Source organism: Undibacterium sp. SXout7W (assembly GCF_049339385.1).
GTDB lineage: Bacteria > Pseudomonadota > Gammaproteobacteria > Burkholderiales > Burkholderiaceae_D > Undibacterium.
In genome coordinates this window covers 260,494-280,720 of the sequence record NZ_JBMPPF010000002.1, presented here as the reverse complement: position 1 = coordinate 280,720, position 20,227 = coordinate 260,494, and the positions used below count along the sequence as shown (strand labels likewise).

Sequence of the window (20,227 nt, the reverse complement as noted above, 5' to 3'; positions counted from 1 at the left end):
CTGGTACATGTGAATGAAAAAAACGGCGCTCGGTCTGAACGCCTCTATGGTATCGCAACCAGATGCTTCTCTTCTGTCATTGGTGTCATTGGTGTCGTCGTTGTCATCGGTACCGATGTTGCCGCTGGCTGTGCCGGCATCCTATTTCCGGATGGATAACGCAGAATGGCATCAAGCTCGCAACGCAGGCTTCCGGAGAACATGTCGGCGCATCTGCTGTCAATGAAATTGGGTCGAACGATAACCGATTTACTGGCGCTGACCAACTCTATTTTTGTAGAATGCTTATGATGACTTCGCATACTGAGGCCGACAGAATCTGGTATCGTTCTCTCTGATGGGGACGGCGTCATTCTGCTATTGTGTAGTGAAGCGTCATCCATGCAAATAATGTTGCGCCATTCTGCCACCAGAGATGCATCGATGCTGGCGGCCAGCAATGAAGCGCATCCGGAGACTTGTATGAAACTGATCGATCCTATTATCCAATTCCACGCTGATATTCAGCAAATCCGGCGTGACATCCACGCACATCCCGAACTTTGTTACGAAGAACACCGCACATCGGACGTGATTGCCCACAAGCTGCAAGAGTGGGGAATTCCGGTGGTACGCGGCTTAGGCGGCACTGGCGTGCTCGGCATCATCAGGCATGGTACCAGCCCGCGTGCAATCGGTCTGCGGGCCGATATGGATGCCTTGCCGATGCAAGAAATCAATACGTTTGCCCACACTTCCCAACATGCAGGGAAAATGCATGCCTGTGGACATGACGGCCACACCGCCATGCTGTTGGGTGCTGCCTGGTATTTATCTCAGCACAAAGAATTTGATGGCACGGTCTATCTGATTTTCCAGCCCGCCGAAGAAGGTGGTGCCGGTGCCCGACGCATGATAGAAGATGGGCTGTTCAGGGATTATCCTATGGACGCCGTATTTGGCATGCATAACTGGCCGGGCGTGGCGGCGGGCACATTTGGCGTGACCAGCGGGCCGATGATGGCATCATCGAATGAATTTGAAGTCGTGGTCAAAGGCAAGGGCGCGCATGCAGCGCAGCCACATAAAGGGATAGACCCTATCATCGTGGCGATACAGATTGCACAAAGCTGGCAAACCATCGTCAGTCGCAACGCCAGTCCGCTGGAAGCCGCCGTCTTATCTGTCACGCAAATTCATTCCGGCAGCGCGACCAATGTGATTCCCGATGATGCCACCATGATAGGGACGGTACGCGCCTTCAGCACAGACATGATCGACCTGATAGAAAAACGCATGCGCCAGATTGCCGAGCATACGGCACTGGCATTTGATGCCGAGATCGAATTTACGTTTAAACGTAATTACCCGCCACTGATTAACCATGCCAGAGAAACCGCTTTTGCCGCTGAAGTCATGCGCGCAGTGGTCGGCGCAGACCGGGTCAACGATCATGTAGAACCAACGATGGGCGCAGAAGATTTTGCGTTCATGCTGCAGGACAAGCCGGGCTGCTACGCGTTTCTGGGCAATGGCGACGGCGACCATCGCGATCGTGGCCATGGTCTGGGTCCATGCAATCTGCACAATCCCAGCTATGACTTCAATGATGATTTGTTACCTGTGGGTGCTACTTACTGGGTCACACTGGCAGAAACTTACTTGAAAAAATCCGATACAGCAGCCATGTAGCCCAGCAATCAAGATATCATGCTCATCCGCATATGTTCTGATTGCGTGAAGAACTACTGGACTTAGAACGTGTTCACGTTCTTACGCACAACCAAACCAACCATAAAGACCTTCTCATGGCAGACGATAAAGACAACAACGACGCGCAACGCAGCCCTTTTCTCGAAGAGAAAGCCTTTAAATCCCGGACCGTACTGGTGTTTGGCACGATCAATGACAAGTTGGCAGCCGATGTCAGCAAGCGCCTGATCGCGCTGGCAGCGGAATCCAAAGACCCCATCACCGTACTGGTATCGTCACCAGGCGGCCATGTCGAATCCGGCGACGTGATTCATGACATGATCAAATTCATCGACGTTCCGGTCAATATGGTCGGTACAGGCTGGGTCGGTAGTGCAGCGGTCAGCGTTTTTCTGTCCGTTCCTGCCGAACGCCGCGTCTGCCTGCCCAATACACGTTTCCTGATCCATCAGCCAAGTGGTGGCTGCGGCGGTCAGGCGACGGACATTGCGATTCAGGCACGCGAAATCGTCAAGGTACGCGAGCGTATTTCGGCATTGATCGCCCGCGAATCAGGCCAGAGTCTGGAACGCGTGACGAACGATATCGACCGTGACTACTGGATGAGTGCCGAAGAAGCGCAAGAATACGGCCTGATTTCCCGCATCATCATCAAACAGTCGGATATTGCCTGATAGATTGTCCGGGACTAATCCAGACTGTCACGATTTCAGAAAAAAATGGCATGCCTTATAGCATGCCATTTTTTGTGTCGTCAAACTGAGAATCGTCAGAAATCTGCGCTCAGAGACAGATTCCAGCTACGGGCTGGTATAAATGTATATTGATCAAATGCCGCGCCTTTGCTATTCGCAGAAATAGAAGTCACGTCTTGTTTGTCAAACAGGTTGTTGATGCCGATCTGGGTTTTGATGTTTTTCAACATATTGCCAGCCAGTTTCCAGCGATAACCAAGCGTGAAATCCGTCGTGGTGTAAGACGGAAGTTTATACGCTGCTGGTTCACCGTCTTTGGCGTACTGAGTTCCTGTCGTTTTTGCGATCAGAGAACCATACAGACCATTGGCTTTGTACAACAGACCCAATGCAGAAGTCGATTCAGGTGCTTTTGCGACTTGCAGATTAGTGTCTTTTGTTTTCGCGCTGTTCAGAGACGCATTGGCGTGAACAGAGAAACCAGAACCGATGTAGTAAGTAGCAGCCGCTTCGATACCTTTATAAATCACACCGCCCTGGTTGTAATACACCAGATCATTACCGGTGCCAGTAGAAGCGATCTTGTCATTGAAATCAATGTAGTAGATATCCGCATCCAGTGTCAGATTTCTGGAATGATGCACCGCGCCCAACTGGTAGTTAGTGGAGGTTTGTGGTTTTGGTGTTGCCAGTGTCGGGTTGTTCACATAGAACATGGACAGATCAGGCACCAGGAAACCTTTTGCTACTTGTGCATAAGCAGACCATTCCTTGTTGATGCTGTAGTTGACTGTCAGGAACGGCAATGTTGATGTGTAAGTCTGATCCGCTGTTGTGGCGATACGGGTTGTCTGATTGACTGTCGCATCCAGTGAACGCTGGAAATTCATGTATTTCAAGCCTGGTGTGATCGTCAGATTTGCCACCGGTGCCCATTCGAATTCAACGAATGGCTGATACTGCTTCCATGAAGAACGCTGATCGTAAGAGACATTTTTTGGTGCTGTCGCTTCTTTAGGATTAGGCACGCCAAGTGTCCAGTCCAGATCATAGGTATGGCGATTGGTATTGGAACTTTCCAGCCAGACACCCACGCGCAACAGACCTGATTCCAGCTTGTTCGTTGCCTTGAAAATATCGCCATTGACGCGATACGCATTGAGCTTGTTGTAGCCCGGAACATTTTTGTTACCAGTCACGCCGGATTTTGTACCGTTCGCTGTAGCACCGCTGGCATCCTGACCAGAGTAGGTGTCGTTGTTGTAGGAATACGTATATAACGTATTGTCGATATCCCAGCCGGACAATTTTGATTGCAGGCGGATGTATTCGAAATCGGTCGTTTTATTGTTGTAGTTGTAGCCAAAATAGTTCTGGCTGGTCGGATCATTATTCAGAGAATAATTTTTACCGAATTGCGCTACCTGGCTCAACGTCACGCCTGCTTTATCAGGAATAAAACTATTGATTTTGTTATAGGTAGAAAACACCGTGATCGTTGTGTCTTTACCTAAAGGACGTTGCAGCTTGAACTGGTAATTGTCTTCTGTCACGCCGCTGTATGTCAGGTAGCCATCCGTTGTCAGACGCGATGCGTTGAACATGAAACGAGTGTCGCCGAAATTGGCGAGCGTTCCGCTATCAATTTCTGCGCCATACATTCTCGTGTTCCAGGAGCCGAAAGTCGCATACGGTGTGAAATTGAATTCGTTAGACAATTCCTTGGAAAACAAATTGATAGAGCCACCAAAAGTAGCTTGTCCCAGATTGCTGGCATTGCCCGGACCACGTTCTATCACCATACCGCCGATGATACGGGCTGGGAAATACGATGTGGAGTGGTGCGTAGGATTATTGGTATCGCCAAAAGGAATACCGTCATACGTCATATTGTATTCGCCATCCTGAAAACCGCGCAGGGTCACTTTTGTTTCAGCAAGGCCAGGACCATTTGCAGAAACGCCGGAGCCGATACTTGGTGCGATACGTGCCACGGCATTAAAGTCTGCCAGTGGCGTCACGGATTGCTCAATGAATGTTGCAGTAATAATGGATTGTGGCTGCGTTGCTTTGAGTGAAGTCAACACGGGTGCGCGGTTGGCAACAGCAGATCCGGTAATCACAACTTTGGATTTGATCGCTTCTGCATCCAGTGCGGAAGAAGAGACTGTTTCAGTTTCTGCAGTCGTCTGTACAGTCTGCGCATGTACATGCTGATGAGCCATCAGTGTCAGAGCCATTAAAACATGCGCTGACATCAATTGTCTGGCGAATTGCTGCTTCTTGCGATCCATTGTCGTGCCTTCCGGGTAATTTGGTGGGTAGAAAGCCCACGATTGTAGGAAGCCGGTATGACAGGAAAATGAATCGATGATGACAATTCGATGACACAACAACACTTTAAAAAAAAGCGAAGCAAGGCTGATTTGCGCTTGCTTCGCTGTTCTGTTTGTGCGTTCTGTTTGTACGTTCGGTTTGTGTATTGTATTGATGCACTCAGCCCATACGTTCTATTTGTGTTTTTGTTCCTTCCTGAAACACGGCACAGATCAGAACGTCAGAACCATCATCAAGGTGCCAGCTGAGTACAATTGGTTTTCTTGTTTTGCATGCGGCAATCAGCAATCTGTTTGCCCTGCTTGTTCCAAGCCTGAATTTTCCAGCCCTGCAGTTCACGCTCCATCGTCATAAACCCTACGTCATTCGAATTACTGAAATGCTCGAGTTTAGCGGCGGAAAACGGTGTCGCGCCTGCTGGCAAAGGTGTCGGCAACATCATGTCCAGTGACGAACCGCCATTGCCTGACACGAATTGCGTCGGGTGATCTGTAGAAAAAGTCAGCGCCTCGAATAAATGCACGTGGCCTGACAAGACTGCCTGCACTTTGGAAGGGAACAAACGAGTAGGATTAATTTGTTGCATCACGTCCTGCAATGCAGCGTTCCCCGGATATGTGGCAAGCTCACCGTTTTTTTTCTTTTCAACCGCAAACCCCAATATAGGATGGTGGTTCATGAAAATATTAAAGTCGGCCTGTTCAGCAAGTTGATTCACTGTGTTGAATTGTTCCATGTACACCTGATAAGCACGATCTGTTTTTGCCAGCACTTTATTCGGGACTTTGGAAGAATCAAACACAATCAGTTGCGCCTGCTCACTCCCGACCTTGCCCAAAGGTATAGCATATGGAGCGCTGTAATCGCCCGCCTGATCGTTCTGTTCCAGATTGCAATCACGTCCACTCACCAAAGGACGCGGATCCATCAGACGCCACCAGCCTTGTCCGGCGCGCAGGCAGGATTCGTGATTTCCCCTGACCACCACCCACGGAGCCGCTTTCAATAAAGCATTCGCCGGTGAGAAAAAATCTGCCTGCCAGGTATCCCAGCCATAACCCCAGGGGCTTCCGCCACAGGCAGGATTACCATCAGGACAGGCATTTTCACGATAGTGATAATCACCAACATGCACCACCAGATCTGGTTGGAATTTGGCGGCAGTTTCTACCATTTGGCGGAAAGCCCATTTTTCGCTGTCATTGCAAGACTGAAAATAATTATCCGCCAGCTTCATACGGCAGCCCGTATCGCCAATCACGACGATCTTTTGCGCAACAGCTTTCGGTAACGGTAATTCACGTCCGACGATACTGGCGATGCGAGTTGCCGGCGCAATCGTGGCCTCACATGTCAATACGGGAAAAGCCGATGCCTTGGAATCATCCGGCTTACTCGCCGTTTTACGTTGGGCCAGTACTTCGGCCGGTGCTCTGACTGACATCAGTTGCGTCACACCATCCTGAGAAATAGCGGGGCAGACAGCATCTGTCGTCACCGCGCGGGCAACTGCCTGCCCTTGTTCACCCATCACCACCCAGGCAGTCTGCAATTGCGCTGCCGCTTTGCCGGATTGCACAGGGACACTGCTACAGGCAGACAATAGCCCGGCACAAAGAATACCGGATAGTGTCAGCCAGCGATGAGACATATTACTACTCAGATTTACCTTCATTCAGTTCTCCAAAATTAGTCAGGACGCATGACATCATGATATCTGCTGATCATGTCGGGAAGATGAAATCTCCTTCCTGTCGCCATGACAAGCGAGAGGTCGATCAAGCGCAGATGAGGCGCAACCATCATTGAAATTGCATAGACTCAGCGGATACCCATGGCTTGATAGGCCAGACGTTTAAAGTCGAAAGAAAACGGATGCCAGAAGCTCATCAGTTTTTGCGTCATCAGAATACCCGCGATATTGTGACGCGGAGAAATCCACCAGTGTGTTCCGGCAATACCTCCCCATTCAAATTCACCGGCGGAGCCAGGGGGATCAATAGAAGACGCTTGCAGGGTCACTGCGCCACCCAGTCCAAACCCCTTGCCCGGCACATCGCCGATGCCCGGAAAACCAATACTCATGCCATCAGGCAAATGATTTTGCATCATCAGTTGCATGGTTTCCGGCTTCAGAATATGGTCGCCATCCGGCATCAGGCTACGCATCAGCGCCAGCATGTCATGCAGGCTCGAGACCAGACCGCCGCCACCGGAAAGACGTGCTACCGGCGTGACAAATGCGCCGGGATAAGGTGATTTATCCAGTCTGCGCAAACCACGTTGCAAAATATTTTGTGGATCAGCACCACCGTAATAGGCTGTCAATCTGGACAGCTTTTGTTCAGGCACGACAAAGCCTGTGTCGTCCATGCCTAATGGATTGAAAATCCGTAGCTGTATATATTGATCAAAATTCAGACCGCTGACCACTTCGACCACGCGCGACAATACATCGGTGGCAATGGAATATTGCCAGCTTTCTCCGGGATGAAAACTCAGCGGTAATGTTTCCAGCACGTCGATCATTTCTGCCAGCGTCTGAAATGCATTCAAAACACGACGCTCGTTATACGCCTTGTACATCATGCTGCCATGATCGAGCAGGCCATAACTCAGACCTGAGCTGTGATTCAGTAGTTGGCGCAACGTAATGGAAGAACGTGCAGGTTCGGTGTCGTCAAGGCTGCTGGCATTGGGCAGCAACACCTGACGCTGCCCCAGTTGTGGCAAGTAATGTTCGACCGCATCATCGAGGCTTAATTTTCCTGCCTCCATCAATTGCAAAATCGCTATCGAAGTAATGAGTTTGGTATTGGAAAATACTCTGAATAAATGATCTTCGCGCAAGGCAATCTGGTTTTCCTTGTCTGCCCAGCCTGTGCAATGCTGATGTACCAGCGTCTGCCCATGCAATACAGCCGTCGAAACACCTGCGAGGATTTCCTTATCCACATATTTTTGCATTGCCAGATTAACTTCATTGAATTGATCGCGCATGTTCTGTCAGGGTTCTGTAAAAGAAAAAAATAGAGGACTGGTGCAACAATGTCACAGCAAGGTATGGCAACGAAAGCAGTACGGTCTAGTACGGAGCTTTGTACAACACGGAGCCACACGCCGCTGGGGCGGCTTTGCGTCAGTTCTGAAATAAAAAGGAGATGAAATAAAAAACCAACATCTTACCCCGACCAGACCAGGCTGTTATGGCGGTCTGTGATTTTGGCTCTTAGCTATGATGAACAGGCTAAAACTGAGGAACCTGATGAGCCTTCAAGGCATTTATAATAGGGGCTTCTTGCAGAGAGCAAAGCAATACGGCGATGCTCCTGCTCACCGCAGCCACCGACCTCGTGCACTGCGGTTTCATTTTCGCTCCACCTGTATTGGAAAAAAACGTGACCTCTGTTGCTGCATCCGTCCCTGCACGACTGGAATTGACAGACATCTGCAAAAGCTACCCTGCGGTAATCGCGAACGACCATGTCCACCTGCGTGTCGCACCCGGCGAAATTCATGCGGTACTGGGCGAAAACGGCGCTGGCAAATCCACCCTGATGAAAATCATTGTCGGTGCTGTACGCCCGGATTCCGGCCAGTTGCGCTGGAATGGGCAGGACATTCACATCACGACGCCACAAGTGGCACGCCAGATGGGTATTGCGATGGTATTTCAGCATTTTTCCCTGTTTGACACGCTGACAGTCACAGAAAATATCGCACTTGGCCTGGATACCAAGGTGGATATGCAGGCGCTGGCGGAGCAAATTCGCCAGACCGGGGACAATTACGGTCTGGAGCTTGAGCCACACCGGCATGTACATACGCTGTCCGTCGGCGAAAGACAACGAGTAGAAATTGTGCGCGCGCTGCTAACCCATCCACAATTGCTGATCCTCGATGAACCCACATCGGTACTGACGCCACAGGCAGTACAGTCGCTATTTGTCACCTTGCGCAAAATCGCAGCAGAAGGTTGCAGTATTTTGTATATCAGCCACAAACTGGACGAAATCCGCGAACTCTGCAATTCAGCCACCGTCATGCGTGCTGGTAAAGTCACTGGGCATTGCAGCCCGGCGCAGGAAACCGCAGAAAGCCTGTCGCGCATGATGATAGGAACAGCATTGCCCACAAAAACGGCACATGCAACCAACGTAACGAATACAACAAACGTCAGCAATGCAGTAACAAGCAGCGCTGAGAACCCATTGACCGGCAACGTAGCGCTGGGCGAGTCGCGCTTACGCTTACAACGCCTGAATCTGCCCAAAGCACATGCCTTTGGTACCACGTTGATTGATATCGATATGGAGCTGTTTGGCGGCGAAATTGTCGGTATTGCAGGAGTTTCCGGCAATGGTCAGCAAGAATTACTGGCCGCGTTATCCGGCGAAGATCAGCGTACCGCTGCACAAATGATCCTGCTGAAAGGTCGTGCCGTAGGACAATCGGGTCCGGAGGCCAGACGCGCGCTGGGACAAAGTCTGGTGCCGGAAGAAAGACTGGGACGCGGTGCCGTGCCAGAGCTGAGTCTGGCGGATAACATGCTGCTATCGCATCAGGAAACGCCGTTTGTACGTCATGGCATGATCAATTTTGCACAAATCCGACAGGCAGCAGCAGAGATCATCAGCCGGTTCGGCGTCAAGGCTTCCGGGCCGTCGGCAATCGCACGCAGTTTGTCCGGTGGCAATCTGCAAAAATTCATTGTCGGACGCGAAATCATGCGCCAACCCGATGTCTTCATCGTCGCCCAACCAACCTGGGGCGTAGATGTGGGGGCTGCAGCGCAGATCCATGCGGAAATCCGGCAACTGCGCGCCGCTGGTTGTGCGGTACTGGTGATTTCTGAAGAACTGGATGAATTATTCAGCTTGTGTGATCGCATGTATGTGATGGCCAAAGGTCGTTTATCTCCGTCGGTCGCCACCACCAGCGCAACTCGTGAACAAATCGGTTTGTGGATGAGTGGCTTGTGGGACGCGTGGACGACGGCACAAACCGTATCCCAGCGAAGCGTTAAAAAATCAGAGACAGATCATGTTTAAACTCGAATTAAGGACGGCCTCATCACGTAGCATGGCGTATCTGTCACCAGTGCTGGCATTGCTGCTGACGATTTTTTTCGGTGGATTACTGTTCATCGCATTGGGTAAAAATCCAGTCACCGGATTACAGGTATTGTTAATTGAACCAGTACGTAACACTGCGGCTATTGCAGAACTGTTGTTGAAGACCACGCCACTGGTATTGTGCGCCCTTGGTCTGTCCGTCTGCTATCGCGCCAATGTCTGGAACATCGGTGCGGAAGGTCAGTTAATTGCCGGCGGACTGGCAGCGGGCAGTACCGTTTTATTGTTCGATACAGCACATCCGGCTTTATCCGGTAGCAGTGTGCTCTGGCTGGCAACACTGGCGGGTGTAACCGGCGGCGCATGCTGGGCATCCATCACTGCCTGGCTGCGTGATCGCTTTTATGCCAATGAAATTCTGGTGTCGCTGATGCTGACTTATATCGCACAGTTATTGCTGATGTACGCTGTCAGCGGTCCACTGAAAGACCCGCATGGCATGAACTTTCCTCAGTCGAAAGTGTTTTCCAGTGATTTCTTGTTGCCGCACCTGTTTCATGGAAGTCGCCTCCATATCGGCTTGATCGTCATGCTGATCGCCAGTGCCTGCATGACCGTGTTCATTTTCCGCAGCATTGCCGGTTATCGTCTGACAGTGGGCGGTCTGGCGCCGCTGGCAGCCAGATATGCCGGATTTTCGAGTCGCAAGGCATTGTGGGCATCCCTGCTGATTTCTGGCGGCTTCGCTGGACTGGCAGGCGCTTTTGAAGTGACCGGGCCGATAGGACAAGTGTTGCCCTCTATTTCACCCGGCTATGGCTTTGCCGCCATCATTGTTGCCTTTATCGGACGACTGCATCCAGTCGGATGCATATTCGGCGGCTTGATTCTGTCGTTGTTTTATCTGGGAGGTGAAATGGCACAATCCCGCCTTGGTCTGCCATCTGCGATCACAGGCCTGTTTCAGGGCATGTTGCTGTTCATGCTGCTGGCCTGCGATACTTTGATCCATTACCGTCTGCGTTGGAAGAACTAAGCCATGCTGGAAAATTTTGCCACTCTGGCTGCGGCCTCAATCAACTCTGGAACTCCGTTACTGATCGCTGCGCTCGGTCTGCTGATCAATGAACGGGCAGGCGTTCTCAATCTCGGTGCCGAAGGCATGATGCTGGTATCTGCCATCGTCGGCTTTGCCGTCGCCCATCAGACGCATATGCCTTTTCTGGGCATGCTGGCTGGTGCTGTTGCAGGAATGCTCATGGCCAGTCTGTTTGCCTGGTTTGTGCTGGTGCTGAATACCAATCAGGTTGCCACGGGACTTGCGCTGTCTATCTTTGGCGGTGGTCTGTCCGCATTTATCGGGCAATCATTTGTCGGGCAGTCATTGACCAGCAACGCACACGGAATACCGTTCCTCAGCGATCTGCCAGTGCTGGGCAAAGCCTTGTTTGATCATCACGGGATGGTGTATGTCAGCTGGTTGCTATGTGCTGGCCTGGTCTGGTTTCTGTATCGCAGCCGCGCCGGACTAGTCTTGCGCGCTGTTGGAGAATCACCAGAATCGGCCCATGCGCTTGGCTATCCGGTCATCAGAATCCGCTATCTTGCCTTATTGTTCAGCGGCGCTTGCTGTGGTCTGGCGGGTGCTTATCTGTCAGTCGTCTACACACCGATGTGGGTGGAAGGACTGGTGGCGGGACGCGGCTGGATCGCACTGGCACTGACTACCTTCGCTACCTGGCGCCCGGCGCGCGTCCTGCTCGGTGCCTTATTATTTGGCAGCGTGACCATTTTGCAATTTCATTTTCAGGCGATTGGAATCACGATTCCGTCACAAATTTTGTCGATGCTGCCGTATATTGCAACTATCGTTGTACTCGTACTGATCTCGCGTAACCCGGACTGGATACGGCTGAACATGCCGGCCTCGCTGGGCAAACCATTCCGCCCGGGCTGAGTCAGACATAACTGATTGCTATCCGATACATGCAATAACAATCCGACAAGGTATAGCGGAAAAGTAGCACTGAACGCATCACCAGTACGCTATACCGCTATACCACCGTTGAAACAACGTTGCATAATTCTCACTATTTATTTGCTTATCGAAGGATGTCGAGCATGTCTATTTCTCGTCGCAAAACACTGACTGCCAGCCTGTCGCTGGCGATGGCCCACCTGACTGGCTTCGCAACCATCAGCAGCCTCGCGGGTTGTGGTCAAAAAGAAGAATCTCAACCGACAAGCCCTGCAGCTGCCGGATCAGTTGCCTCAGTGGGCGCAGCTGGCCCTCTCAAAGTTGCGTTCATCTATGTTGGCCCTGTTGGCGATGCTGGCTGGAGCTACTCCCACGATGCTGGCCGTAAGGCAGTGGAGGCAAAATTTGGCGATAAGGTAAAAACTACCTTCATCGAAAGTATTCCGGAAAGCGCGGCAGATGCCGAACGGGTTATTCGTGATCTGGCGAATCAGGGGAACAAACTGATTTTCGGCACGACATTTGGCTACATGGAAGCCATGCTGAAAGTCGCAAAGGATTTTCCTGATGTCCGCTTTGAACATGCTACCGGCTTTAAAACAGCAGGTAATCTGGCGCAATACGATGCCCGTACTTATGAAGGCGCTTATCTTGCAGGGATAGCAGCGGGAAAAATGAGTAAATCCGGCAAACTCGGCGTTGTCGCTTCGGTACCGATTCCAGAAGTCCTGCGCAACATTAACGCCTTCACGCTGGGTGCGCGGTCGGTCAATGCCAAAGCCACTACCAAAGTGGTCTGGATCAATAAATGGTTTGATCCCGGTCAGGAACGTGAAGCGGCAACCACCCTGATTGGTCAGGGCGTAGATGTGTTGATGCAAAATACAGATTCTGCTGCTGTCGTGCAGACCGCAGAAGAAAAAGGCGTCTACGCATTCGGCTGGGACAGCGACATGAGCAAATTTGGCACCAAGGCGCATATCGCCGCGTCTGTCATCGACTGGGGCGTGTATTACACGCAAAGAGTGGCAGAAGTGCTGAATGGCAGTTGGAAATCAGAAACCAGTTGGTGGGGTCTGAAAGAAAACATGATCGACCTGAAGGCCTTCAATGCCGCGTTGCCTGAGGATGTTAAAAAACTGGTAGCAGAAAAACGTCAGGGTGTCATCGATGGCAGTATGCCGATCTGGAAAGGCCCCATCAAAGACAATTCGGGTAACGAAGTGCTCGCCAAAGACGCTGTGGCTGACGATGTTTTCCTACGTAATATTCAGTTTTACGTAGAAGGTGTTGAAGGAAAAATGCCTGGCTAATAGCAGATCGATAAAAACGCGAACGCAGCGTCGGTTTCGCGTTTTTTATCAGCAGGACTGACGCAACATGATCCCGGTAAAGTATGGAGGCGACGGCACTGCCAGCTTTGGCGCTTGTAGTTGCTACAGCAAGAATCCATCCCGTCGCTGGGATGGTTTTGCCTCAGTCCCGATAACCTGTTTCAGCAATGAGGTGGCGCATGAGCATCGGTGACAACGCCAGCAATGCCATTCGGCGCTGATGCGAGCACCTGAGTCGAAGTTTCAGCAATGATGCCACGCAGCCACTGAACATCTGCCGCCGCATGTGCCCGCTGGTGCCAAAGCATAAAAAACTGCATTTTCGGCATATGGACAGGCACCGGTAAGATGGCCAGTGGCCAGTCTTTCGCGCAGGCGATTGCAAAACTACGACTGGTGGTAAAGATCAGATCTGTGCGTGACAGGATATAAGGCACCATCCCAAAATAGGGCACGGTCATCTGGATATGCCGCTTAAGTCCCTGCGCCTCCAGTGCGACATCGATAATACTGCGATGCCCCGCCATATAAGGCGTCGGTGCCAGATGCGGCATGTCCAGATAATATCGCAGCGACAAACCTTTGTTGATGACTGGGTGCTGACGATTCAGCATACAGACCAGTTCATCGTCAAACAATGGTGCCAGATGCAAGTGAGGCAACTGCTCTGGCCAATTGCCGATCACACAATCCAGCTCTCCTAGTTCCAGCGCCGCAGCATAGTCAAATCCTGCGGTCAGCGCATGCACCACCAGACCCGCCTGTGGTGCCTGAATGCGGATTTTTTCCATGACCAGAGGAATCAGCGACGGACTCAGATAATCTGGTGCTCCCAGATGAAACACGCGTTGACTGGATGCCGGTACAAATGCTGGTGCAGGGCTGGCAATCTGCTCCAGTATCTGCAAACCCTCTGCCGCCAACTTCAGCAACTCTTCCCCGCGTGCAGTGGCAGTCATACCATTTTTGCCGCGTACCAGAATGGCATCGCCAGTAATGTCGCGCAAGCGTTTCAGGGTATTGCTGATCGCCGGTTGCGATTGCCCCAACCGGATCGCCGTACGAGTGACGCTGCGCTCTGTCAACAAGGTATGCAGCACCCGTAACAAGTAGGCATCCAGCTGTTCCACCAAAGATGGCTTGTTCATTGTTCATTAATCTGGCAAAAGGTCGCCATCAACAAACACTTTCAACTCACCGGTTTTAAACTGTGTCCAGCACTCATTCTTGGTCAGCGGTGCAGTGACGATCACGGCCACTTTGTCTTTGGGTGTCGTCAGCTCAGAAAAATCCACTGCCACTTCGTCATCGGATAACGCAGCAGTCGCAAACGGATGCTGGCGCACGATGTAATACAGGTTAGTGGAGCAATGTGTAAACAACGCCTCACCGTTGGATAGCAGCATATTGAAGGTTCCATAGCTGGCAATTTCTGCCGTCATCTCACGCATAAATGCTGTCAGTTCAGACATCGCCGGCAGGGTATCGCCAAAACGGCGACGCATTTCCTGCAGCAGATAGCAAAAAGCCTGCTCACTGTCTGTGGTTCCCACCGGATGGTAAGCGCCATCCAGCACCGGTGCAAAGTCTTTCAGATCGCCATTGTGCGCAAAAACCCAATATCGCCCCCAGCATTCCCTGACAAATGGATGACAGTTTTCCAGAATCACGGGGCCTTGTGTCGCCTTGCGGATATGCGCAATCACATTTTTTGACTTGATCGGAAAACTCTTGATCAGCTCAGCAACAGGCGACGAAATGGCAGGTTGATGATCGACAAAATGACGGACACCGTTTCCTTCAAAGAATGCAATCCCCCAGCCATCCCTATGCTCATCCGTCAAACCACCCCGCGTGGCAAAACCCGTGAAACTGAACACGATGTCGGTCGGGGTATTGCAGTTCATTCCTAATAATTGACACATGATGCAAACAGAAAAATTTGGTATCCCCACACCTTAACATAGGCGAACTTATTTATGCTTCCCAGCGATGGATATTCAGACTGTGATTGCCAATCTGAAGCCGTGCTACCAGATAGTCACAGCAAAACGCTCAACCAGAAAATCAAGTAACGCCCGTACCGCTGGCGACAAATGTTTGCGTGATGGGTACAACGCATAGATAGACATGTCGGGCAATTGCCATTCGGGCAGCACCACTTGCAGGCTGTCGTCCTCCAGATGTGGTTTGGCCAGATAAACAGATTGCGGACAGTCGAGCCGAGTGGTCGCCACCCGCGCCACGCTATGGCTGCTCGGAGTGCGCCGGCCGCCACGCGGCCTATCCACAGCCGGTATGCCACCGATGCGGCTTCCCCGCCTGGGCACCGTGCGGCCGATTACACGCACACCACCAATATTATGCGTAAATATATTTTTATGCTCATTAATATTTTTATGCACAAAATATACTTGTATGTGTATAGTCCAACTTAGGCCAGTGCAACGCGGCACGTTTCCGCATGCACTGGCTCACAACAACCTACAACAACAAATAGGAGACACAACATGAAAGGTCTGCAACTGACCGGGACGGCTGCTGCCGTCAGTGCACTGCTGCTCACCGCTTGCGGCGGAAGCGATAGCACGCAAACCGTAACGACCACGCCACTGTTGCCGCAACTGACAGCGGCGACGGGCGCCAACTTGGCGACCTGCGCCAGTCTGGTCGGACGCCTGACCTATCCGGATACCACCGTCACGGCGGTGAACGACATCGCCGCCGGTGCGCAGACCGTGGCGGGCAAGGCAGTGCCGAGACATTGCCAGGTCATCGGCCAGATGTTCCAGCGCGTCAGTCCGGTGGACGGCCAGCGCTACGCGATCGGTTTCGAAATGCGGCTCCCCCTCAACTGGAACGGGCGCTTCTTTTATCAGGCCAACGGCGGCACGGACGGGGTCGTTCTCGCCGCTACCGGCCCAGTGGGCGGCGGTGGCCCACTCGATCATGCGCTGAACCAAGGCTTCGCTGTCATCAGTTCGGACGCCGGACACAGCGACGCGCAAAACCCCACTTTCGGCATCGATCCACAGGCGCGGCTCGACTACGGCTACCAGGCCGTCGGTAAGCTGACGCCAATGGCTAAGTCCTTCATCAAATCCACCTATGGCAAGGAGCCCGACCGCTCGTACATAGGGGGCTGCTCCAACGGTGGGCGTCATACCCTGGTGGCCGCTGCGCGCTACGCCGAACTGTATGACGGCTTCCTGGTCGGCGATCCGGGCATCCGGTTGCCGCTGGCGTCCATCGCCAATCTGGCTGGCGCCAAACTCTACAACAAACTCGCGACTACGCCGGGCGACCTATCCACAGGCTTCACGCTCGCCGAGCGCGCGCTGGTGTCAAACGCCGTGCTGGCCAAGTGTGACAGCCTCGATGGTGTCAAGGACGGTCTGGTACAGGACGTCGCCGCCTGCCAGGCTGCCTTCAACTTTGAGCGCGACGTTCCGGTCTGCTCCGGCGCGCGCGACGGTACCTGCCTGAGCCCGGCGCAAAAGACCGCCATTGGCAGTTTGTTTACGGGTGCCACAACCGAATCTGGTAATTTGGTCTATACCAGTTTCCCGTATGACGCAGGCTTGGCGACAGCCGGCTGGGCTTCCTGGAAATTCAATATGCCGACCCAGCGCAATGCCGGGGCCATTGGCCTGATCTGGCAATCGCCGCCAGAAAACGCCACCGGTTTCGATGCCCAGAACTTCCTTGTCAATGGCAATATCGAATCGATGGTAGCCAAGGTCAACGCCACGAGCGGCCTCTACACGGAAAGCGGGATGTCGTTCATGACACCGCCCAACCGGACAGATCTGAGTGCTGTGAAGAAGCGCGGTGGCAAGCTGCTGGCTTACCACGGCACCAGCGATCCTATCTTTTCGAGCAACGACACTGCCGCATGGTACGAAAGCGTACGGGCTGCCAATGGCGGCGACGCCTCGAACTTTGCCCGCTACTTCCCGGTGCCAGGCATGAACCACTGCTCGGGCGGCCCTGCCACCGAACAGTTCGATATGCTCACGCCACTCGTCAACTGGGTTGAGAAGGGACTGGCGCCCGATGTTGTGCAGGCCTCCGTCCGGGGCCCCGGCAACAGCGGTGGCGTCAGTGCCGACGTGCCGTCGTCCTGGGCAGCGAACCGCACGCGGCCGCTGTGCGCTTACCCGAAGGTAGCGAAATATAAGGGCAGCGGCAGTATCGAGGACGCTGCGAACTTCAGCTGCAGCTAGTTTCGCTAACGCGCGGCCGGTACAATCAGAGCGCGGTGGGTCTGGCGTAAGAAAGGACGCCCATGAAATCACGTCCATGGGCTTCTGCCGTCCTGCTGGTGCTGGCTACTCTATCCTTGCCGGCCGCCGCTTCCATTGGTGCGGTACCCGGCCTGGCTGCCATGCGTGGCAAATTGGTGAAGCTGAATACGATGTCGGTCGGGATATTGCAATTCATTCCTAATCATTGATACATGATGCAAACAGAAAAATTTGGTATCCGCACACCTCAACATAGGTGAACTTATTTATGCTTCCCAGCGATGGATATTCAGACTGTGATATCAACCTGAAGCCACGCTACCAGATAGTCACAGCGAAGCGCTCAACCAGAAAATCAAGTAACGCCCTTACTGCTGGCGACAAATGTTTGCGTGACGGGTATAGCGCATAGATAGACATGTCCGGCAATTGCCATTCGGGCAGCACCACTTGCAGACTTCCGTCTTCCAGATATGGCTTTGCCAGATAAACAGGTTGCAGCGCAATGCCGCCACCGGCCTGCGCAGCGCGCAACAATGCGGTTGCTTCGTTGGCACTGAAATAGCTGCTGATTCTGACGGACACCTGCTCTTGTCCGCGCCTGAGAGTCCACACGCTTTTACCAAAATTGGCATAACTGAGGCCACGATGGTTCGCTAGTTCGGCTGGTGTCTGTGGCATACCGTAAGCATGAAGATACGCGGGAGACGCAACCAAAACCGAAGAGCACGTTGCCAGCACCCGCCCTATCAGGCTGGGATCAGGTTCAGCGCTGATGCGGATCGCCAGATCAATACGGGCATCAACCAGATTGAGTGCGCCTTCACTGATGTTCAGATCGATTTTGAGTTGTGGATAGCGTTTCAGAAAATCGACAATGGCTGCTGCGATCTGCGCATAGGCAAATGACATGCTGCAAGTGATACGCAACTGCCCGCGCAATTCGCCTTCGTGGCTACCGGTTTCTTCTTCCATGTTTTCCATCAGCGCCATCATTTGCTCACTGCGCCGCAAACAATTTTCACCCGCATCGGTCAGCGTCACGCGTCGCGTCGTCCGTTGCAGCAGACGTGCGCCCAGCCATTGTTCGAGCTCACTGACGTAGCGCGTGACCATCGCACGCGACATATCGAGCTTGTCAGCAGTTGCCGTAAAACTGCCACTCTTTGCCACCTCGGTAAACACTTGCATTGCAATCAGTCTATCCATCATTAGCTCATTTTATGAAACAGTTATGCGCACTTTATCGTATTTATCTGTACAAATACTGAAACTATAGTAGCTACCTGTACTGCAAAGCAGTTTTTTAATCCTCAACAGGAGTTCACCATGATCCGCACATCCATCGTCGCAGCATCTCTCGCCATCGCTTTCACCTCTGCACACGCAGCACAACCGCTGCAAGTGAAGGTGTACAACGCGGACGGCAATAGTTTTAACGTTAATTCAACCCTGGTGTATGGCGAGAAAGATGCGATGGTCATTGACGCCGGCTTTACCCGCGCAGACGCACTGCGTATTGCCGCCAATGTACTCGACAGTGGCAAACAATTGACGACCATCTATGTCAGTCAGGCTGATCCCGATTACTACTTTGGTGTGGAAACGCTGAAAGAAATATTTCCTCAGGCTGACGTCGTAACGACTCCGGCTGTGCTGGAAAAACTGATGCCGAAACTGACAGGTAAAGTCGCATTCTGGGGACCTAAAATGGGCGCCAATGCACCGCGCAAACCGGTGGTACCGCGTGCATTGTCAGGTAATACCCTGACGCTGGAAGGGCAAACCATTGAGATCCGCGGCACACAAGGCGTACTGGCGCACCGTCCTTATACCTGGATTCCGTCCATCAAAGCCATTGTCGGTAACATCGGTGTTTTCGGTCAGATGCATGTCTGGACAGCAGACACCCAAACCGCAGCAGAGCGTGCCGCCTGGGTCGCGCAACTGGATGAAATGGCAGCGCTGAAACCTGAGCTCGTCGTGCCCAGCCACATGCAATCAGGAACAAAAATCGATATCAGCAACATCACGTTCACTAAAGATTATCTGCAAACATTTGAGAAAAAACTCACGACCAGCAGCAATAGTGCAGAGCTGATCAATGCAATGAAACAGGCCTATCCTCAAATCAGCGCTGGTAGTATGTCGCTGGACATCGGCGCCAAGGTCAACAAAGGCGAAATGAAGTGGTAAGGAGAAAGCAACATGAAAACGACAATCACCTATTTGTTTGATCCCTTGTGTGGCTGGTGTTACGGTACGGCACCGATGATAGGAAAGCTGAGCGAACAAAGCGATATCACTCTGGTGCTGGCACCATCCGGCCTGTTTTCGGACAGCGGCGGACGCGTCATGGATGCGGCGTTTGCTGATTACGCATGGTCAAATGATCAGCGTATCGAAAAACTCACAGGACAACGCTTTACTCCGGAATACCGCTCGCACATTCTGGGTAAGCCGGGTAGCCGGTTCGATTCGGCAGCAGCAACAATGGCGCTCAGCGCGGTTGCGATGAGCGCACCGGAAAGGGAACTCGACGCACTCAGGCTGTTACAGGAAGCCCGTTATCTATACGCACAGGACACCTGCGATTGGTCTGTCGTGACCACAGTTTTACGCAATAACAATTTTAATCGTGCTGCAGATAGTCTGGCATCACCCGACGATGCCCTGCGCGACCGTCACCGGACGCGTATCCGCAACGCACAGGAAATGATGCACAGTTTCGGCGTACAAGGAGTACCGGCGTTGATTATCAGCGATGAACAGGGGAGCCGTCTGCTCAGAAGTAATGCACTGTACACCAGCTTTGATACCCTGCTCAGCGACATTGCGGGAGCGTGACGCAAATCATTCCGCTCATCAC

At 52.4% G+C, this 20,227-nt stretch carries 18 protein-coding genes; 10 read left to right on the top strand and 8 right to left on the bottom strand.

Features of this window, described 5'->3' with window-relative positions; translation table 11 throughout:
* Window positions 1–44: 44 nt before the first annotated feature.
* A complete protein-coding gene (locus ACO0LB_RS03590) occupies window positions 45–203 on the bottom strand; it encodes a hypothetical protein (RefSeq protein WP_423046549.1) in 159 nt (52 codons plus the stop codon).
* Between the two features lie 259 nt (window positions 204–462).
* Between ACO0LB_RS03590 and ACO0LB_RS03585 the strand changes: the two genes are divergently transcribed.
* Together ACO0LB_RS03585 and ACO0LB_RS03580 are read left to right on the top strand one after the other, a co-directional pair.
* The gene (locus tag ACO0LB_RS03585) at window positions 463–1,671 is read left to right on the top strand and encodes a M20 aminoacylase family protein (protein WP_423046711.1); all 1,209 of its coding nucleotides are present in this window, start codon (window positions 463–465) and stop codon (window positions 1,669–1,671) included.
* A 56-nt stretch (window positions 1,672–1,727) separates the two neighbouring features.
* Entirely contained in the window at window positions 1,728–2,366 is a 639-nt protein-coding gene (locus ACO0LB_RS03580) for an ATP-dependent Clp protease proteolytic subunit (protein WP_423046709.1), read from the top strand.
* Window positions 2,367–2,461: 95 nt separating this feature from the next.
* Here ACO0LB_RS03580 and ACO0LB_RS03575 read toward each other — a convergent pair whose 3' ends face one another.
* The 3 genes from ACO0LB_RS03575 to ACO0LB_RS03565 all read right to left on the bottom strand — a co-directional run bounded on the left by ACO0LB_RS03575 (window position 2,462) and on the right by ACO0LB_RS03565 (window position 7,724).
* Window positions 2,462–4,681, bottom strand: a complete 2,220-nt coding sequence (locus ACO0LB_RS03575; protein WP_423046547.1) for a TonB-dependent receptor — start codon at window positions 4,679–4,681, stop codon at window positions 2,462–2,464.
* A 275-nt stretch (window positions 4,682–4,956) separates the two neighbouring features.
* Window positions 4,957–6,399: a metallophosphoesterase family protein gene (locus ACO0LB_RS03570; protein WP_423046545.1), complete on the bottom strand. Its 1,443-nt coding sequence runs from the start codon at window positions 6,397–6,399 to the stop codon at window positions 4,957–4,959.
* A 146-nt stretch (window positions 6,400–6,545) separates the two neighbouring features.
* Window positions 6,546–7,724, bottom strand: coding sequence for a serine hydrolase domain-containing protein (locus ACO0LB_RS03565; RefSeq protein WP_423046543.1), 1,179 nt, complete (start codon window positions 7,722–7,724; stop codon window positions 6,546–6,548).
* Between the two features lie 323 nt (window positions 7,725–8,047).
* Between ACO0LB_RS03565 and ACO0LB_RS03560 the strand changes: the two genes are divergently transcribed.
* The 4 genes from ACO0LB_RS03560 (at window position 8,048) to ACO0LB_RS03545 (ending at window position 13,090) form a co-directional block, all read left to right on the top strand.
* Window positions 8,048–9,775 (top strand): ABC transporter ATP-binding protein, encoded by a 1,728-nt coding sequence (locus ACO0LB_RS03560; protein ID WP_423046542.1) that lies wholly within the window; start codon window positions 8,048–8,050, stop codon window positions 9,773–9,775.
* Window positions 9,768–10,835: an ABC transporter permease gene (locus tag ACO0LB_RS03555; RefSeq protein ID WP_423046540.1), complete on the top strand. Its 1,068-nt coding sequence runs from the start codon at window positions 9,768–9,770 to the stop codon at window positions 10,833–10,835. Before ACO0LB_RS03560 ends, ACO0LB_RS03555 begins: the two co-directional genes overlap by 8 nt.
* A 6-nt stretch (window positions 10,836–10,841) precedes the next feature.
* Window positions 10,842–11,756, top strand: a complete 915-nt coding sequence (locus ACO0LB_RS03550) for an ABC transporter permease (RefSeq protein WP_423046707.1) — start codon at window positions 10,842–10,844, stop codon at window positions 11,754–11,756.
* Window positions 11,757–11,920: 164 nt separating this feature from the next.
* A complete protein-coding gene (locus tag ACO0LB_RS03545; protein ID WP_423046538.1) occupies window positions 11,921–13,090 on the top strand; it encodes a BMP family ABC transporter substrate-binding protein in 1,170 nt (389 codons plus the stop codon).
* 182 nt (window positions 13,091–13,272) lie between these two features.
* Here ACO0LB_RS03545 and ACO0LB_RS03540 read toward each other — a convergent pair whose 3' ends face one another.
* The 3 genes from ACO0LB_RS03540 to ACO0LB_RS03530 form a co-directional block, all read right to left on the bottom strand.
* Complete coding sequence (locus ACO0LB_RS03540) at window positions 13,273–14,259, bottom strand: LysR family transcriptional regulator (RefSeq protein ID WP_423046536.1); 987 nt, start codon at window positions 14,257–14,259, stop codon at window positions 13,273–13,275.
* 6 nt (window positions 14,260–14,265) lie between these two features.
* Window positions 14,266–15,036 (bottom strand): class II glutamine amidotransferase, encoded by a 771-nt coding sequence (locus ACO0LB_RS03535; protein WP_423046534.1) that lies wholly within the window; start codon window positions 15,034–15,036, stop codon window positions 14,266–14,268.
* Between the two features lie 105 nt (window positions 15,037–15,141).
* On the bottom strand, window positions 15,142–15,516 hold the full coding sequence (locus tag ACO0LB_RS03530; protein ID WP_423046532.1) for a LysR substrate-binding domain-containing protein: 375 nt from the start codon (window positions 15,514–15,516) through the stop codon (window positions 15,142–15,144).
* 105 nt (window positions 15,517–15,621) lie between these two features.
* Here ACO0LB_RS03530 and ACO0LB_RS03525 point away from each other — a divergent pair, with 105 nt between their 5' ends.
* Window positions 15,622–17,337, top strand: coding sequence for a tannase/feruloyl esterase family alpha/beta hydrolase (locus ACO0LB_RS03525; RefSeq protein ID WP_423046531.1), 1,716 nt, complete (start codon window positions 15,622–15,624; stop codon window positions 17,335–17,337).
* Window positions 17,338–17,399: 62 nt separating this feature from the next.
* On the top strand, window positions 17,400–17,567 hold the full coding sequence (locus ACO0LB_RS03520) for a hypothetical protein (RefSeq protein WP_423046529.1): 168 nt from the start codon (window positions 17,400–17,402) through the stop codon (window positions 17,565–17,567).
* A gap of 109 nt (window positions 17,568–17,676) precedes the next feature.
* Here ACO0LB_RS03520 and ACO0LB_RS03515 read toward each other — a convergent pair whose 3' ends face one another.
* On the bottom strand, window positions 17,677–18,567 hold the full coding sequence (locus ACO0LB_RS03515; RefSeq protein ID WP_423046527.1) for a LysR family transcriptional regulator: 891 nt from the start codon (window positions 18,565–18,567) through the stop codon (window positions 17,677–17,679).
* 120 nt (window positions 18,568–18,687) lie between these two features.
* On the opposite strand from ACO0LB_RS03515, the gene ACO0LB_RS03510 reads away from it, so the two are divergent.
* Both ACO0LB_RS03510 and ACO0LB_RS03505 read left to right on the top strand, forming a co-directional pair.
* Window positions 18,688–19,554: an MBL fold metallo-hydrolase gene (locus ACO0LB_RS03510; protein WP_423046525.1), complete on the top strand. Its 867-nt coding sequence runs from the start codon at window positions 18,688–18,690 to the stop codon at window positions 19,552–19,554.
* Window positions 19,555–19,566: 12 nt separating this feature from the next.
* Window positions 19,567–20,205 (top strand): DsbA family protein, encoded by a 639-nt coding sequence (locus ACO0LB_RS03505; protein WP_423046524.1) that lies wholly within the window; start codon window positions 19,567–19,569, stop codon window positions 20,203–20,205.
* Window positions 20,206–20,227 lie beyond the last annotated feature (22 nt).

Excerpts from the sequence above, each read along its gene's own strand:
- ACO0LB_RS03525 (WP_423046531.1), top strand. The coding sequence starts at position 15,622 with ATGAAAGGTCTGCAACTGACCGGGACGGCTGCTGCCGTCAGTGCACTG.
- ACO0LB_RS03520 (WP_423046529.1), top strand. The coding sequence starts at position 17,400 with ATGAAATCACGTCCATGGGCTTCTGCCGTCCTGCTGGTGCTGGCTACT.
- ACO0LB_RS03560 (WP_423046542.1), top strand. The coding sequence starts at position 8,048 with ATGCTCCTGCTCACCGCAGCCACCGACCTCGTGCACTGCGGTTTCATT.
- ACO0LB_RS03535 (WP_423046534.1), bottom strand. The coding sequence starts at position 15,036 with ATGTGTCAATTATTAGGAATGAACTGCAATACCCCGACCGACATCGTG.
- ACO0LB_RS03540 (WP_423046536.1), bottom strand. The coding sequence starts at position 14,259 with ATGAACAAGCCATCTTTGGTGGAACAGCTGGATGCCTACTTGTTACGG.
- ACO0LB_RS03565 (WP_423046543.1), bottom strand. The coding sequence starts at position 7,724 with ATGCGCGATCAATTCAATGAAGTTAATCTGGCAATGCAAAAATATGTG.
- ACO0LB_RS03545 (WP_423046538.1), top strand. The coding sequence starts at position 11,921 with ATGTCTATTTCTCGTCGCAAAACACTGACTGCCAGCCTGTCGCTGGCG.
- ACO0LB_RS03510 (WP_423046525.1), top strand. The coding sequence starts at position 18,688 with ATGATCCGCACATCCATCGTCGCAGCATCTCTCGCCATCGCTTTCACC.
- ACO0LB_RS03555 (WP_423046540.1), top strand. The coding sequence starts at position 9,768 with ATGTTTAAACTCGAATTAAGGACGGCCTCATCACGTAGCATGGCGTAT.
- ACO0LB_RS03505 (WP_423046524.1), top strand. The coding sequence starts at position 19,567 with ATGAAAACGACAATCACCTATTTGTTTGATCCCTTGTGTGGCTGGTGT.
- ACO0LB_RS03585 (WP_423046711.1), top strand. The coding sequence starts at position 463 with ATGAAACTGATCGATCCTATTATCCAATTCCACGCTGATATTCAGCAA.
- ACO0LB_RS03590 (WP_423046549.1), bottom strand. The coding sequence starts at position 203 with ATGTTCTCCGGAAGCCTGCGTTGCGAGCTTGATGCCATTCTGCGTTAT.
- ACO0LB_RS03570 (WP_423046545.1), bottom strand. The coding sequence starts at position 6,399 with ATGAAGGTAAATCTGAGTAGTAATATGTCTCATCGCTGGCTGACACTA.
- ACO0LB_RS03575 (WP_423046547.1), bottom strand. The coding sequence starts at position 4,681 with ATGGATCGCAAGAAGCAGCAATTCGCCAGACAATTGATGTCAGCGCAT.
- ACO0LB_RS03515 (WP_423046527.1), bottom strand. The coding sequence starts at position 18,567 with ATGGATAGACTGATTGCAATGCAAGTGTTTACCGAGGTGGCAAAGAGT.